A 14792-nucleotide genomic window follows, 5' to 3' on the forward strand; every position below is an offset into this window, starting at 1 on the left:
ACGGTTGATCCGCGCCTTTTCGAATTCCGGCAGCGTGCACCCCGCGCCCTTCCCTGCGCTTCCATGCGCCCGCGACGTGCCTGCCCTGCGGCCTGCCGTGTATTGATCCCCGGGATCACTGTCGACGATGCGCTTCCGAATGCGGCCAGATTCTGGCGCTCGGCTCCCCTGCGGACGGCATCGTCAATCCACTGAAAGAAGCGTATATCCGTATGGCCTGATTTAACAATATGGTTCACCGCGAATTCGACTGACTATGGTGCGTCCGCACACAAAGTTGCGACGATAGCCAACATCACGCGATTTGCTTCGACAAGCGCAAGCGTTTGCGCATCTTCGCTAGCGTTGCGCGTGGACCGGCCGCTTCGCTGTGTTACCGTGGCGAGCCAATGCAACGCCATGCAATGAGGAGAAGGCGAGATGAAAGTCGCGGTGATGGGCGCGGGCGCGGTTGGTTGTTATTACGGCGGCATGCTGGCGCGCACGGGTCACGAGGTCGTGCTGATCGCGCGGCCGCAACATGTCGAGGCGATCGAACGTGAAGGACTGCGGCTCGACACGCAACAGTTCGACGAGCGCGTGCACGTCGCGGCCAGCACGCACGCGAACGCGGTGCAGGGCGCGCAACTCGTGCTCTTCTGCGTGAAGTCCACCGATACCGAGAGCGCCGCTCGCGAACTCGAGCCGCATCTCGAACGCGACGCGTTGTTGCTCTCGCTGCAGAACGGCGTCGAGAATGCGGCGCGTCTGCGTGAGATGCTGCCGCAGGAAGCGGCGGCCGCCGTCGTGTACGTCGCGTCCGAAATGGCCGGTCCCGGACATATCCGGCATCACGGCCGCGGCGAACTCGTGATCGAGCCATCGACACGAAGCGAGGAAGTGGCACGCGCGTTCATCGAGGCGGGTGTGCCCACCGAGATATCAGACAATGTACGCGGCGCGCTCTGGGCCAAGCTCGTGCTGAATTGCGCTTACAACGCACTCTCGGCCATCACGCAATTGCCGTATGGAAAGCTGGTTCAGGGCGAGGGCGTCACGCGCACGATGCGCGACGTGGTAGATGAGTGCCTGGCCGTCGCAAAGGCCGAAGGCGTGACCATTCCCGGCGACGTGGATGCCGCAGTGAGCCGTATCGCGGAAACCATGCCGAGCCAGTTCTCCTCCACGGCGCAGGATCTTGCGCGCGGCAAGCTCAGCGAGATCGATCACCTGAATGGTCTGATCGTACGGCGCGGCGAGGCGCTGGGTGTGCCGACGCCGGCGAATCGCGTACTGCATACGCTCGTCAGGCTGGTTGAGAGCAAGGCGTCATAGGGATTTCCCTAGCGGTCTGGCACGCTCGATGCTGAGTATGAAGCACGCGCAGAAAAATCTCTGCGCGATGTCTACATACCGGAGGATCACCATGAAATCCTTGATCAAGGCCGTGGCCATTGCCGCCGTTGTGGTGGCGCCGGCCCTCTCATTCGCGCAATCCGATTCGACCGTGACGCGCGCCCAGGTGAAGCAGGATCTGCGGCAAGTGGAAGCAGCGGGCTATGACCCGTCGCAGTCGGATCAGACTTCGTACCCGCAGGATATCCAGGCCGCGGAGGGCCGTGTGCAGCGTCAGAACGGCAATGGGTATAACGCCGATATGAATGCGTACGGCGGAACGCGGGCCGGCACGTCGGCGTCCGGCATGCGCTCGATGCGCCCGATGGACAACGACGGCACCAAGCCGGTCTATTTCGGCCACTGATCCGTCATTGCCCCGGCAGCGGGGCTGCCAGGCGAGGCGCAGTCGCGGAAACGCGGCTGCGCCTTAGTCATTTGAGCAGGGATCACGCGAGGGCGCTACCATCATTTCGATCACGCGCATTGGGCGCGCCCTGCGAGGCTGAGACTCATGGACAAAGCCGTAAAGATTCCCGGACCGGATCATCCGATCACCATCGAACGCAGTCCCTTGCGCGTCATCGTCAAGGCAGGCGGCCGCGTGATCGCGGACACGACGGAAGCGCTTGGACTTCGCGAGAGTACGTATCCGGAAGTGCTCTATGTGCCGCGCAAGGATGTGGACATGGCGCAACTCGAACGCACACCACACAGCACCTATTGCCCTTACAAGGGCGAGTGCAGCTATTACAGCATTCCTGCGGGTGGACAGAAGTCGGCCAACGCGGTGTGGACCTACGAGACACCGTATGAAGCGGTCGCGGCGATCAAGGACCATCTCGCGTTCTACAAGGATCGCGTGGACTCGTTCGAAACGCTCGAGCGCTGAAACTCGCGCAGGCGAATCTCAGTCGAGTAACAGCCTGGCATGACGCTTCAGCACCGCGCTGAAGTCGTCCAGCCAGCCCACCGCCAGGCGCCAGCTTTGCCAGTGCAGATCGACATCGAAGCGCACGCCCGGCGACATCTCCACCAATTCGCCGCTTTCCAGTTCGCGCGCGACCAGGCGCCGCGGGCACATGCCCCAGGCCATGCCCGCGGTACACGCGCTCACGAAGCCCGCGCCGTGCGGCACCACGTGAGCGGGCGGATGGATGTCCGCGCGCGTCACGCGCCGGATGAAACGCCGCTGCAGCTCGTCCTTGTCGTTGAAGTTCACGCACGGCGCCTGACGGAAGGCATCGCGTGTGAGACCGCGCTCGAAATGCCGCGCGAAATAAGCAGGCGCGCACACTGCGCCATAACGCATGCGTCCGAGCTTCATGGAACGCCAGCCGGGCACGGGCTCGGCCAGCGTCGTCACTGCACCTTGCACGTCGCCATCGCGGATGCGCTGCGCCGTGTGATCCTGATCATCGACGACGAGATCCAGCAGCACCTCCCGCTCGACACAAAACTCCGCTGCCGCCGCGAGAAACCAGGTGCTCATGCTGTCGTCGTTCACGGCGATGCGCAGCCGCGCGCGCCGTTCGCCTGAAGTACCGGGCAGGGCCGGCATGCGGCCGCCGAGTTCCGCTTCGAGCAGCTGGACGCGTTCCGTGTGACGACACAGCAGCGCACCGGACGCCGTGGCCTCGCAGGGCTGACCGCGCCGCACGAGCAGACTGCCGACGCGCTCTTCCAGAAGCTTAACCCGCTGCGATACCGCCGATGGCGTGATGCTGAGTTCGCGCGCGGCACGCTCGAACGAGCCGGTGCGGACCACGGCCAGCAGCGCGTTCAGAAGGGCATAGTCCAGCATTAGCGTTCCTTGATCGGGATTAGCAAAATGAGCTTTGTTAAGGCCTGTCGAACGCGCAGACTACGGCTTTCTTCGAACCCGATCAAGCCACGCATCATGCAACCGACGCCATTCAAGCTGGAACGCTACTTCGCGCAACACGAGTTCACCGCGCGCCATCTGCTGTGCAGTTCAGATCCGGAATCGATGTCGGTCGGCGAACTGCTCGAATTCGAACCGGACGCGCTCGACGGACTCCGCGACACCTGGCTCGGCTATACCGAGTATCCCGGCGCGCCCGCATTGCGCCGTGAACTGGCGTCGCTGTATGACAGCGTGAGCGCGGACCAGATCATCGTGCATACCGGCGCGCAGGAAGCCATCTATTCGTTCATGAGGTCGATGCTCGCGCCGGGCGACCACGTGATCGTCCAGATGCCCGGCTACCAGTCGCATTATTCGGTGGCGGAGGCATCGGGCGTGCGGGTGTCGGCGTGGATGGCGCGCGAGACGCATGGCTGGGCGCCTGACATCGACGCACTGGAAACACTCGTGACGCCCGCCACGCGCGCGCTCGTGATCTGCGCGCCGCACAACCCAACCGGATATTTGCCATCGCGCGAAGCGTTCGAACAGATCGTCGATTTCGCCCGGCGGCATCAGTTATGGCTGTTCAGCGACGAGGTGTACCGCGGGCTGGAGCTCGATCCCGCCGATCGCCTGCCGGCCGCCTGCGACGTGTATGAACGCGCCGTATCGCTCGGTGCGCTTTCGAAGACGCACGGACTGGCCGGCCTGCGGCTCGGCTGGGTGGCGACGCACAGCGCCGAGGTGCTCGAACGCATGAGCACGTTCAAGGACTATCTCACCATCAGCAACAGCGCGCCGAGCGAATATCTGGCAACGCTTGCCGTGCGGCATAGCGGCGCGCTGCTGGCGCGCAACCTCGAGATCGTGCGCGCCAACCTCCGGCTGCTCGACGACTTCTTCCTGCGTCACGCGCAACGTGTCGAATGGCAGCGCCCGCGCGCGGGGACGATCGGCTTCGTGCGCCTGAAGCAGGGCGCTGCCACGCGTTTCTGTTCAGAACTGCTCGAACGGACCGGCGTACTGCTGTTGCCTTCCACGCTGATCGATCATGGCGATGCGCACGTGCGTCTCGGCTTCGGCCGCCGCAACCTGCCCGAGGCGCTCGCCATGCTCGACGCCTACTTGGACGCGACCGTCACCAGCACCGCATCCTGACGCCAGACACCCGGGAACATCTGCTTGAGGTTGCCCACCTTGGGCAGATCGTTGATCGCGATATACGGGCTTTCCGGGTGCTCCGTCAAATAGTTCTGGTGATAACCTTCGGCGGGATAGAAGCCCTTGTAGTCCTCGACCCGCGTGACGATCTTGCCGCCATAAGCATGCGCGCGGTCGAGCTGCGCGATATACCCGGTGGCAATCTCGCGCTGCGCCGCATTCGTCGGGAACACGGCCGAGCGATATTGCGTGCCGTGGTCGGGGCCTTGATAGTCGAGTTCGGTCGGATTGTGCGCGACCGAAAAGAAGATCTGCAGCAGTTTGCCGTAGCTGACCTGCGCCGGGTCGTAGGTGATACGCACGGATTCCGCATGACCCGTATCGCCTTCGCTGACACGCTCGTATTGCGCTGTGTTCGCCGCGCCGCCCGCATAACCGGACATCACTTCCTTGACGCCGCGGACGTGCTGGAACACGCCCTGAACGCCCCAGAAACAACCGCCGGCGAACACGGCGGTTTCGCTATGCACCGCGCCGGCGGTTTCGTCGTGCGCGGGCGGCGGAATCTTTACCGCTTCCTCGCTCGAATGCGCGACACGCTGCAACGCAAAGGCGCCCGCGAACAGCACCGCCACGCTCGCGACCTTGAAAGACTTGCTGGTTTTCAACATGGACTGCTCCTGGTGACACACGCTGTATCCGCTGATGCGGGAATCAACCGAACGTGAACGCGTAGGCTTCGACGCCGGGATCGAGAAATTCGATGGTGAACGTGCGATCCGCAACCGGACCGGTCTGCCGCACGAGCTGATACAGGCGCTGTTCCTTCACGGTACCACTGCCGTCGGCCTGGATGTCGCTGCCGTGCGATGCGCCGGGCGCCGCGCCGTCGATGCTCACGCGAAACCGCACCGGCTTGCCGTCCTTGGACGGCCCGAGCACGAGATGCAGGTCACGCGCATGAAAGCGGTAGACGATGCGCCCCGACGCGCCTTCCAGCGTGGCATGCTCCGCGCCCACCTTCCAGGCGCCGGCGAGGCCCCAGTCGTTGGTATCGAGCGCCTTGGGCGCGGCGTAATCGTGCAGGCGATCGGGCGTCTGTCCGCCGGGCGACATGAACTGCGATGCCCGTTCGTAACCAACATAGGTTTCCGGCGAGCGCATGTCCGCGTTGTCGGCCTGCATCATCGCGCCCTGGCCGGCGGCGGCGTCGTGCTGCGGGGCGGCTGTCATGGCAGCCGACGGCGGCGCGCCATGTCCCGCTTCGGCAAGCAGCTCCTGAATGACGCGCTCGGACTCCGCATATTCGCCTTCGCCGAAATGGTGATAACGGATGTTGCCGTTGGCATCGACGAAGTAATGGGCCGGCCAATACTGATTGTCGAGCGCACGCCAGATCGCGTAGTTGTTGTCGATGGCCACCGGATAGTCGATGCCGAGATCGTGCGTCGCCTTCTTCACGTTGTCGATATTGCGCTCAAAGGCGAACTCCGGCGCATGCACGCCGATCACCACCAGGCCCTGATCGCGATACTTCTGCGCCCACGTCTTCACATACGGAAGCGTGCGCAGGCAGTTGATGCACGAGTACGTCCAGACATCGACCAGCACCACCTTGCCCCGCAGCGCTTCACGCGTCAGCGGCGGCGAATTGAGCCACTGCACCGCGCCATCCAGCGGCGGCAGCACGCCTTCCACAGGCAGGCCGGACGCGGCGGTTTTTTGCATGCCAGTGCTGGCGCGCATCATCGCTTGCGGTGCTTCGCCGGCATCCTGCTTCTGCACAGGAACAGGCTTCTGTGCCGACATCATCATGGCGCCATTGCCCTTCGAGAACTTGTCGACGAGCTGCTGTTCGATGCCCGCGGTGGCCACGGTCGAGACGCGGGCGAGTGCGCCCGTATCGAGACCGAGTGCGATCGCGACCACGCCCAGCAGCATGGCCGCGCCGAGCCCGCGCCGCACCCATTCGCCGGCGCCGAGCGAGCGCTTCATCGCCGCGAACACCCGTCCGCCGATCAGCAGCGCCACCGCCAGCGAAGTCGCCGCGCCGGCCGCATAAGCGAGCAGCAGCAGGGTCGTGCCGACGCTCGCGCCATGCAGCGCCGCGCCGGTCAGCACGAGGCCGAGGATCGGGCCGGCACAGGGCGCCCACAGCAGGCCCGTCGCGATGCCGAGCACCACCGAGCCGCCGATGCCCGGCTTGCCGTCGCCATGCTGCGCGTAGGCCGTCAGACGGTTGCCCAGCGTGACCAGCGGATGCATCACGCGGTCGGCGAAGCGCGGCAGCAAAAGCGTCAGGCCGAACACGGCGAGCAGCGCGATGGCGGCCCAGCGGCCATACTGGTTCGCCTGTGTCACCCAGCCGCCGCCCACGGCGGCGAGCGTCGCGACGCCGGCGAACGTCAGGCCCATGCCGGCGAGCAGGGGCAGGCCGCTACGCACGAACGACTGATCCGCGCGCGCAAACACGAAAGGAAGGACCGGCAGGATGCACGGGCTGAGAATCGTCAGCGCGCCGCCGAGATAGGCCAACACGATCAGCAACATGATGAGCTCGCGTAGAAAGGTTTCTTGGGTAACAGCGCGTCAGGCCGCGCCGGGATTGAACGTCATCGCCACGCCGTTCATGCAGTAGCGCAGTCCGGTGGGCTTCGGGCCGTCGTCGAACACGTGGCCGAGATGGCCGCCGCAGCGCCGGCAATGGACTTCCGTGCGCAACACGCCGAACGAACCGTCCTGACGTGTAGCGACCGCGTGATCGAGCGGCGCCCAGAAGCTCGGCCAGCCGGTGTGGCTCTCGAACTTGGTCTGCGACGAAAACACCGCGAGCTGGCATCCCGCGCAGCTGAAGGTGCCGGCGCGATGTTCGTCGTTCAGCGGGCTGGTATAGGGGCGCTCGGTGCCCTCGCGGCGCAGCACGTCGAATTGCGCGGGGTTCAGCAGGCGGCGCCATTCGTCGTCGCTGTGGACGATCTCGAAGCGCTCCGGCGCGGCAGCCTGCACTGCACCCTGCGGCGGCGTGCCGGCGAGGGCGCGGAAGCGGCCCGACAGCGCGAAAACTGAGGCGGCGGCCGCGGTGCCGGTCAGGAGAAAGCGGCGGCGAGTCGGCATGGCGTGATCCTGGTCGTGGACTGGAATGGCCTCATGCTAATCGCGCGCGCATCTCCGAGTCCTCACCGAAAGTTAAATTAAATGTGATACTTGGCCGCGCGCTTTTCTGCACAATGACGGCAGGGCGCGCCTCATCGTCATGCGGTTTCGCGCCAATCCGCCACGCACCTTCCCATGGACCAACCGAAACGCATTCTGATCGTCGAAGACGACATGCATATCGCCGACGTGCTGAGTCTCAACCTGCGCGACGAACGCTATGAAGTCGTGCATTCCGCCGATGGCGCCGAAGGCCTGCGGCTGCTCGAACAAGGCGGCTGGGACGCGCTGATTCTCGACCTGATGCTGCCGGGCGTCGACGGCCTCGAAATCTGCCGGCGCGCGCGCGCCATGACGCGCTATACGCCGATCATCATCACCAGCGCGCGGTCGAGCGAAGTGCATCGCATCCTGGGCCTCGAACTCGGCGCGGACGACTATCTCGCCAAGCCTTTTTCCGTGCTGGAACTCGTGGCGCGCGTGAAAGCGCTGCTGCGCCGCGTCGATGCCGTCGCGAAGGATTCGCGCCTCGAAGCGGGGCGCATCGAGGCCGCCGGCATCGCGATGGATCCGCTCGCGCGCGAAGCCTGGGTCGATGGTGCGCGCATCGAGCTCACGCCGCGCGAATTCGACCTGCTGCATCATTTCGTGCGCCATCCGGGCAAGGTCTTTTCGCGCATGGATCTGCTCAATGCCGTGTGGGGTTATCGGCATGAAGGTTATGAGCACACCGTCAACACGCATATCAACCGGCTGCGAGCAAAAGTGGAGCGCGATGCGGCCGATCCCCAGCGCATCCTCACCGTGTGGGGACACGGTTACAAGCTTGCGGCACAGAACGCCGGCGAGCCGGGAGCCGCATCGTGAAGCTCACGTTGTCGCAACGGCTCTTTGCGGTGTTCTGCGGGCTGCTTCTGGCGTGCTGCGGCGCATCGGCGTGGCTGCAGATCCGGGCGAGCGACCTGCGCGAGAAGGAAGTCATCCAGAGCCTGTCGCGCAGTCTCGCCACGCATGTTGCGCACGACGGCGCGCTGGCGGACGCGAAGGATATCGACGCGCCCGCGGTGCGCCGTCTCTTCAGCCAGTTGATGGTGGTGAACCCGAGCGTCGAGGTCTATCTGCTGGACAACACGGGCCGTATCCGCGCCGATGATGCGCCGCCGGGCCATCTGAAACGCGAACGTGTCGATCTCGCGCCCATCGAACGTTTCCTGAAGGGCGACGCGTTGCCCATTCTCGGCGACGATCCGCGCAGCGCTGACAAGCGCAAGGTCTTCAGCGCGGCGCCGCTGGGCGTGGCGGGCCAGCCGCCGTTCGGTTATGTGTATGTGGTGCTGCTCGGCGAACAGCACGATGCGCTGGCGGCGAAGGCGTCGGCAAGTGCGGTGCTGCGTACCACGCTTGCGTCGATGGGACTCGTCACGCTGCTCGGACTGGTGGCGGGCGTGGTGGCGTTCGGGCTCGTGACCCGGCCGTTGCGGCGCCTGACCGAAGCGATGCGCCGCTTCGATGCGAGCGCCGCGCCCGGCGAGCCGCCGCTTGCCGCGTTGCCGGCGGCTGTAGTGGCAGACGAACGCGACGAGATTGTCGTGCTGGAAAGCGCGTTCGCGCAAATGGCGGCGCGTATCGGCGAGCAATGGCGCGAGTTGGGACGGCAGGATCGCGAACGCCGCGAGATGGTCGCCAATATCTCGCATGACCTGCGCACGCCGCTCGCGTCGCTGCATGGTTATCTGGAAACGCTGACGCTCAAGTCGGAGTCCCTTGCCGCCGCCGAGCGCCGCCGCTATCTGTCCATCGCGCTGGCGCAGAGCACCAAGGTCGGTCATCTCGCGCAGTCGCTGTTCGAACTGGCTCGGCTCGAACATGGCATGGTCGCGCTCGAGCGTGAAGTCTTTTCACTGCCGGATCTTCTTCAGGACGTGTTCGAAAAGTTCGAGTTGCCCGCCCAGTCGCGTAGCGTGCAGCTGAATGCACACCTCGCGCCGCGGCTGCCCAGCGTCACGGGCGATCTCGGCATGATCGAACGAGTGCTCACCAATCTGCTCGACAACGCGATCCGTCATACGCCGCCGCAGGGCGCCGTGAACGTCACGCTCGGCAACGTGGACGAAGAGGGCGGACGGGTCTGCATCACGGTCAGCGACACCGGACCCGGCATTCCTCCCGACATGCAGGATGCGCTGTTCCAGCGGCCATTCACGTCTGGCGGAACACATCGCGGCGGTCTGGGCCTGCTCATCGTGCAGCGCATGCTGCAACTCAATGGCAGCCAGATCAGGCTGATCGACACCGGCCCGCACGGCACCACGTTTCGCTTCGATCTGCCGGCGGCCAGCGCGCGCATGCGGGAAGACCCGGCGCCGGCGCGGCCGGCATAAAAAAAGCCCGGCATGTGACTGCCGGGCTGAATGGGATGGTCATCACCTCGCCTGTAGCGCCGTTGGGATGCGCATGAAGCGGTGCCCGGTCAGACCATCCGCGTGGACGTGCGGATCTGAAGCGTCGCGCGGTTCGCTCCTCCCGATGCATTGAGACGATTGCTTGCTCGCGCCACAAGAAACGTTTTAGTCTCTTCGCCTTAAACCAGTCTTAAGGAATGCATGGACGGTGCATTGCATTTTTCGGCTTACGCTTTTAACGGCGGTGCTGTAGAGGACCGTCCTGCACGGCAATCGAAGTGAAATCGCGGCCTTAAGCGCGAAAGCAATAAGTGCAAGGCACGTCTCCTTACGGAAAACTCTCCTTGGATTCCCGATGTATGTTTGCTAGCATGTAAGCGAGTTGCAGGCCTCGGACCGCGGCCCTGATGTCAAACAACAGCGGTCAAACAACAGCGTCCCTAGACGTTTTCCATGCCAGGCTGGGCTTCAGCGCGCAGGGCTCTTCTGCGTAAAGCTGTTTCGCATCGTCGATTACTTGCTGGAACTATTGCTTGCATTGTTCCAGCTCGGGAAACGGGTGGTTATCTATCGGTGCATCACAAGCCGCACGAGTCGCGAAAGTCACGAAGTCACAATAGGGCGACGCTTACGTTCAAACATCGCCGGCATTACACGACACGCTTCAGATCAGCACGGCTTCTTGGCGATATGCGCAAAGCAGGGCTCGCTTGGATGTGGAATGTCGCGCGTATCTCCTGACGTTGCAGGTGAATTCCAGGGCAATCGGTCATCGTCATTGCAGATCCGGATGAAGGTGGAGTTGTCGCACGCATACGATCCGCTCAACCAGCGGGAGGAAACGTGGAAACGGAACTCAGTCAGCGGCTCGCGAAAGCTTTATGGCGTTGTGCATCGCACGGACACGTGCTGCCCTATCAGCGCTTTCATGCACTCTGCGAGCGAAGCATTCCACTGGCGCAACGCTATGCCGCGCTCGAATCGGCCATCAAGACCCTGGGCGATGTGCGCGAGATCGACTATGGCGTCCTCATGGCGCTGGACAGCGGCCTGCCCGGTGCGGAGTTCTTCCAGCGCTACTTGCGCCATCGTCACAGCGAATACGTACAGCTGATGGGCGACCCGAAATATCACCGGCAGACGCTCGCGCACAAACGCACGCTCGTGGCAGGTGAACGAGACCGGGTGTATGCGCATGCACGTCTTATCGGCGAGGAGCGGGGGCGACAAGCGGCTTGACCTCGCGTGTGACCTTCGAACAGGGCCCTGAGTCTTGCCTCGACGCGGGGCATACGTCGTAGTGCATTGCTCCGCTCAAATCATCGGAGCGGCCAAGCGCTTTGCTTGTTTTGCGAAGGCCTGCCATCTGCTCCGTGCTCATACCGGACCTTTATCCGGTTCAGTGTTTACCATGATTTCCCAAGCGGACCACGTTACAGCACTCGCTGTTTCCTCATGCGTCTCACCATGGCTTGCCTGACGATGAAACCCATTCGAAAGCCAGGCATCGAAAGGCTTACTGATCTTCATGCGTGAATGAGCGCTGCCAAACACAAGCCCCCGCGTTAAGCGCCATTTGATAGCTTCTTTGGGCACAATTTGCGGACCGAATGTCGTGATAGCGGGAGCGATTCATATAATCGCCTCAATACCTCGCGAACCCGCGACAAGTAAAGCCGGCTGGAATCCATGAGATGGCACTCCTGGATCGCCCGTGATCCGGCTCGACATGCAGCGGGCCAATTTCGCATCCGGGAACGTCGATTGCGCACAAACACCTCCACGGTTGTGTGCGCAGGGACGTTGACGGCCTGACATGTCAAGGCGAGACTTGCCGGCGGGAGACATGACTGGCCGAATTGCGCGCCACCAGAGACGAGGAAAAGATCTAATGAGACCGGTTGTATTCGGGAATCGCTTCGGATGGCTGCATGCAGGGACTGGCACGCGCGGCGTGCTGCTCTGCAATACATACGGCCACGAATACGTATGGACATACAGCGGCATGCGGCACCTTGCCGATGCCTTGTCCGCGCGCGGCTTGTGGGTGCTGCGCTTCGACTATCGGGGAACGGGTGACTCGGCAGGCGCCGATGGCGCGCCCGACCAGTTCGCTTCGTCCGTCGACGACGTCGAAGCGGCCATCGACTGGTTCAAAGAGACTACGGGTATCGAGCACCTGACCTTGTGCGGCTTTCGCGTCGGCGCGGCATTTGCGCTCGAGGCCGCCTTGCGCAAGCCGGTGGACGATCTGGTGTTGCTCGCTCCGGTGTCGAGCGGGCGCATCTACATGCGCGAGCTGAACATCGTGCGCAAGACCTGGCTGGATCAGCTTGCGCCGCCGTTGCGCGAGATGCAGCAGTCCGCCGAGCCGCTCAACGTGCTGGGTCAGATCTATAGCGACGAATTCAAGCGCTCGCTGGAACAGATCGATCTCGTCGCCAGCGTGAAGCGTGCTGCTGCCGTACCCGCGCGCCGGGCACTCATCATGAATGTGCGGGCGGGCGGCAAGGATCCGTTGCGCGATGCGCTCGCGGAACGCGGCGTTGAAGCCGATGTGACGCCATTCGAAGATCTCCTCGGCTTCATCCAGGAAACGGCCTTCAATGCGTTGCCACGCGCGGCCTTTGAAGAAGCGGTGCAATGGATCACCCGCGACGCCGCGCAGGAGCAGGGCACAGCGTCTGAAGCCGTGATGCAGCAGGAAGCGTGGCCCGACCTGACGATTGAAACGTCAGAAGCGATCGAGCGGCCGGTTTGCATCGGCGAAGAAGGGCTCTTCGGGGTGCTGTGTGAACCGCGCACTGGCCTGTCGCGCGGCTCGGTATTCCTGATCGCCAACACATCGGCAAGCTCACGGGTGGGCGACAGCAGGCTCTCCGTACGCATCGCGCGTGAACTCGCGCGCCGCGGGGTAGCCTCGTTGCGCTTTGACGCGCGCGGCCGCGGCGATAGTCCGGCGGCCTCCGGTATCGTGCAATCGGATACGGCGTTTGGCCGGATCTATAACTCCGTCGCCACCGACGACACCGCCACGGCCGCCCGCTGGCTTTCGCGCCAGGGATACAAGTCGATCTTCTCGTTCGGCGTGTGCTCGGGCGCCTATCACGCGTTGAAGGCCGCGTTGATCGAGGACTCGATCACCGGCGTGGTCACGGTGAATCTGCCGACCTTCAAGAAGCCCGCCGATATCGCGCCCGATGCCTTGCGCCAGTCGACGCGCAATTCGATGGCAGGCTATGCGTTCTCGATGCTCGATCCGCAGAAATGGAAAGCGATCCTGCGCGGTGAAAAAGATCTGAAGCGGGTACTGCGTTTCGTGTCGGGCTACATGATGACGCGCGTACGTTCACGGGTCGTCGATGTCTTGCGGCTCGACCGCCTGACGCAAACGCCGCCCGAACTCGCGACCGAGCCTGGCCCGATGATCCGTGCGCTGGATGCCCGGCACGTCAAGACGGTGCTCATCTACGGCGCCTACGATGCGGGCATGGACCTGATCGCCGCGAACTTCGGCAAGGGCGGCGCGCGCCTGTCGCGCTTTCCGTCCGTGCGCATGGCGGTGTTCTCCGACGCGGATCACTCGCTGTTCATGCCGAGCGGTTCGAGCCAGGTGGTGGCGCTGTGCGAGAGCGTCGTCAAGGAAACGAGGGCGACCGTCGCGGATGCGATGTTTCCCGGGCGAGAGCCGGTCGTGCTCTGATTCCTGACTGTTCTTTTCTTCTTCTGCACCATCCTTCCCCGCGCGAAGCTCCAGCGAGCTTCGCGCGTCTTGCGTATCCTTCCATAGCAGAACCCGCCTGATGCGGCGGCGTTCCTGTTCCATCGAAATCCCTCTCGACGAAGCTCGCGTGTTTGCAGCGTGCGCGAGGCTCGCTTCGCTTCCCAACTCAGGAGTCTGATGATGTCGATCGAAAAGGTCTTATACCGCGCCCATGCCCATGTCACCGGCGGCCGCGATGGACGCGCCAACATCCCTGACAGCAATCTGGATCTGCGCCTAACCACGCCGAAGGAACTCGGCGGAGGCGGCGGTGACGGCACCAATCCCGAACAGTTGTTCGCCGCCGGCTACAGCGCATGCTTCATCGGCGCGATGAAGTTCGTTGCCGCGCGCGACAAGATTGATTTGCCGAAAGACCTGGCTGTCGACGGAAACGTCGGCATTGGTCAGATTCCGAATGGCTTCGGCATTGAAGTAGCGCTGAAGATCTCGCTGCCCGGCATGGATCGCGGCGCCGCTCAGGCGTTGATCGACAAGGCGCATATCGTGTGCCCTTATTCCAATGCGACGCGCAATAACATCGATGTCACATTGACCCTCGCCTGAGGTTGACTCACAGGTCCATTCGGGGCGTTGAGGCAAGGCGCTCATGAGCGGGATGCCGGCCTCGCCCCGATCATCCGGAGGAAGCGATGACGCTGACGCTGACAATCGGGATTGATCACATCGGACTGACCGCGCGCCATCTCGAGGCGACGCGCGATTTCTTCGTTGAATGTCTTGGCTGGAAGGTCGTGGGCGAGAAGCCGGATTACCCGGCGGTATTCGTCTCGGATGGCAGTGCGCTGCTGACGTTATGGCAAGCCAAGGAAGAACCGCCGACAGCCTTTGATCGCCGCAAGAATGTCGGACTTCACCATATTGCCTTGCGCGCCGCAAATGAAGCCGCATTCAACGAGATTCTCGAACGCGTCTCGACGTGGCCGGGAGTGATCGTGGAGTTTCCGCCTGAACTGCTTGGCACCGGACCGAAACGGCACATGATGATTCATGAGCCTGGCGGCATAAGGGTGGAATTCGACTTCGATCCGCGCGTTCAATGAACGTT

The 14792-nt window shown here is 63.4% G+C and carries 14 protein-coding genes; 10 read left to right on the plus strand and 4 right to left on the minus strand.

Features of this window, described 5'->3' with window-relative positions:
* Positions 1-420: 420 nt before the first annotated feature.
* From QCE69_RS31190 to QCE69_RS31200, 3 genes are all read left to right on the plus strand, one after another.
* The gene (locus QCE69_RS31190) at positions 421-1314 is read left to right on the plus strand and encodes a ketopantoate reductase family protein (RefSeq protein WP_309926291.1); all 894 of its coding nucleotides are present in this window, start codon (positions 421-423) and stop codon (positions 1312-1314) included.
* Positions 1315-1405: 91 nt separating this feature from the next.
* On the plus strand, positions 1406-1741 hold the full coding sequence (locus QCE69_RS31195; RefSeq protein WP_309926294.1) for a DUF4148 domain-containing protein: 336 nt from the start codon (positions 1406-1408) through the stop codon (positions 1739-1741).
* 147 nt (positions 1742-1888) lie between these two features.
* Positions 1889-2266 (plus strand): DUF427 domain-containing protein, encoded by a 378-nt coding sequence (locus tag QCE69_RS31200; protein WP_309934769.1) that lies wholly within the window; start codon positions 1889-1891, stop codon positions 2264-2266.
* A gap of 18 nt (positions 2267-2284) precedes the next feature.
* Here QCE69_RS31200 and QCE69_RS31205 read toward each other — a convergent pair whose 3' ends face one another.
* The gene (locus QCE69_RS31205; protein WP_309934771.1) at positions 2285-3178 is read right to left on the minus strand and encodes a LysR family transcriptional regulator ArgP; all 894 of its coding nucleotides are present in this window, start codon (positions 3176-3178) and stop codon (positions 2285-2287) included.
* Positions 3179-3274: 96 nt separating this feature from the next.
* Between QCE69_RS31205 and QCE69_RS31210 the strand changes: the two genes are divergently transcribed.
* Positions 3275-4402: an aminotransferase class I/II-fold pyridoxal phosphate-dependent enzyme gene (locus tag QCE69_RS31210; protein ID WP_309934774.1), complete on the plus strand. Its 1128-nt coding sequence runs from the start codon at positions 3275-3277 to the stop codon at positions 4400-4402.
* On the opposite strand, the gene msrA is transcribed toward QCE69_RS31210, so the two are convergent.
* From msrA to msrB, 3 genes are read right to left on the minus strand one after another with little or no spacing between them, the layout of a single operon-like run.
* Positions 4366-5076: a peptide-methionine (S)-S-oxide reductase MsrA gene (gene msrA, locus QCE69_RS31215; protein WP_309934776.1), complete on the minus strand. Its 711-nt coding sequence runs from the start codon at positions 5074-5076 to the stop codon at positions 4366-4368. The genes QCE69_RS31210 and msrA overlap by 37 nt on opposite strands.
* A 43-nt stretch (positions 5077-5119) precedes the next feature.
* Positions 5120-6955 carry a cytochrome c biogenesis protein DipZ gene (locus QCE69_RS31220; RefSeq protein ID WP_309934779.1) on the minus strand — a complete coding sequence of 612 codons (1836 nt, stop codon included), beginning with the start codon at positions 6953-6955 and terminating at the stop codon, positions 5120-5122.
* A 39-nt stretch (positions 6956-6994) separates the two neighbouring features.
* Positions 6995-7519, minus strand: coding sequence for a peptide-methionine (R)-S-oxide reductase MsrB (gene msrB / locus QCE69_RS31225; protein WP_309934781.1), 525 nt, complete (start codon positions 7517-7519; stop codon positions 6995-6997).
* A 174-nt stretch (positions 7520-7693) separates the two neighbouring features.
* Between msrB and QCE69_RS31230 the strand changes: the two genes are divergently transcribed.
* The 6 genes from QCE69_RS31230 (at position 7694) to QCE69_RS31255 (ending at position 14787) form a co-directional block, all read left to right on the plus strand.
* Complete coding sequence (locus tag QCE69_RS31230; RefSeq protein ID WP_309934783.1) at positions 7694-8425, plus strand: response regulator transcription factor; 732 nt, start codon at positions 7694-7696, stop codon at positions 8423-8425.
* Positions 8422-9939 (plus strand): HAMP domain-containing sensor histidine kinase, encoded by a 1518-nt coding sequence (locus QCE69_RS31235; protein ID WP_309926309.1) that lies wholly within the window; start codon positions 8422-8424, stop codon positions 9937-9939. The genes QCE69_RS31230 and QCE69_RS31235 overlap by 4 nt, the downstream gene beginning before the upstream one ends.
* A gap of 927 nt (positions 9940-10866) precedes the next feature.
* Positions 10867-11199: a hypothetical protein gene (locus tag QCE69_RS31240; RefSeq protein ID WP_309934785.1), complete on the plus strand. Its 333-nt coding sequence runs from the start codon at positions 10867-10869 to the stop codon at positions 11197-11199.
* 652 nt (positions 11200-11851) lie between these two features.
* Entirely contained in the window at positions 11852-13663 is a 1812-nt protein-coding gene (locus QCE69_RS31245) for an alpha/beta fold hydrolase (RefSeq protein ID WP_309934787.1), read from the plus strand.
* Between the two features lie 201 nt (positions 13664-13864).
* The gene (locus QCE69_RS31250) at positions 13865-14290 is read left to right on the plus strand and encodes an organic hydroperoxide resistance protein (RefSeq protein WP_309927511.1); all 426 of its coding nucleotides are present in this window, start codon (positions 13865-13867) and stop codon (positions 14288-14290) included.
* A gap of 86 nt (positions 14291-14376) precedes the next feature.
* Positions 14377-14787 (plus strand): VOC family protein, encoded by a 411-nt coding sequence (locus QCE69_RS31255; RefSeq protein WP_309926313.1) that lies wholly within the window; start codon positions 14377-14379, stop codon positions 14785-14787.
* Positions 14788-14792: the final 5 nt, after the last annotated feature.

This window comes from Caballeronia sp. LZ032, from assembly GCF_031451315.1.
In the GTDB taxonomy this organism is placed as follows: domain Bacteria; phylum Pseudomonadota; class Gammaproteobacteria; order Burkholderiales; family Burkholderiaceae; genus Caballeronia.

Bases quoted from the DNA above. Each gene is read 5' to 3' on its own strand.
- msrB (WP_309934781.1), bottom strand. From the start codon at position 7,519: ATGCCGACTCGCCGCCGCTTTCTCCTGACCGGCACCGCGGCCGCCGCC.
- msrA (WP_309934776.1), bottom strand. From the start codon at position 5,076: ATGTTGAAAACCAGCAAGTCTTTCAAGGTCGCGAGCGTGGCGGTGCTG.
- QCE69_RS31210 (WP_309934774.1), top strand. From the start codon at position 3,275: ATGCAACCGACGCCATTCAAGCTGGAACGCTACTTCGCGCAACACGAG.
- QCE69_RS31205 (WP_309934771.1), bottom strand. From the start codon at position 3,178: ATGCTGGACTATGCCCTTCTGAACGCGCTGCTGGCCGTGGTCCGCACC.
- QCE69_RS31200 (WP_309934769.1), top strand. From the start codon at position 1,889: ATGGACAAAGCCGTAAAGATTCCCGGACCGGATCATCCGATCACCATC.
- QCE69_RS31220 (WP_309934779.1), bottom strand. From the start codon at position 6,955: ATGTTGCTGATCGTGTTGGCCTATCTCGGCGGCGCGCTGACGATTCTC.
- QCE69_RS31230 (WP_309934783.1), top strand. From the start codon at position 7,694: ATGGACCAACCGAAACGCATTCTGATCGTCGAAGACGACATGCATATC.
- QCE69_RS31250 (WP_309927511.1), top strand. From the start codon at position 13,865: ATGTCGATCGAAAAGGTCTTATACCGCGCCCATGCCCATGTCACCGGC.
- QCE69_RS31245 (WP_309934787.1), top strand. From the start codon at position 11,852: ATGAGACCGGTTGTATTCGGGAATCGCTTCGGATGGCTGCATGCAGGG.
- QCE69_RS31195 (WP_309926294.1), top strand. From the start codon at position 1,406: ATGAAATCCTTGATCAAGGCCGTGGCCATTGCCGCCGTTGTGGTGGCG.
- QCE69_RS31255 (WP_309926313.1), top strand. From the start codon at position 14,377: ATGACGCTGACGCTGACAATCGGGATTGATCACATCGGACTGACCGCG.
- QCE69_RS31190 (WP_309926291.1), top strand. From the start codon at position 421: ATGAAAGTCGCGGTGATGGGCGCGGGCGCGGTTGGTTGTTATTACGGC.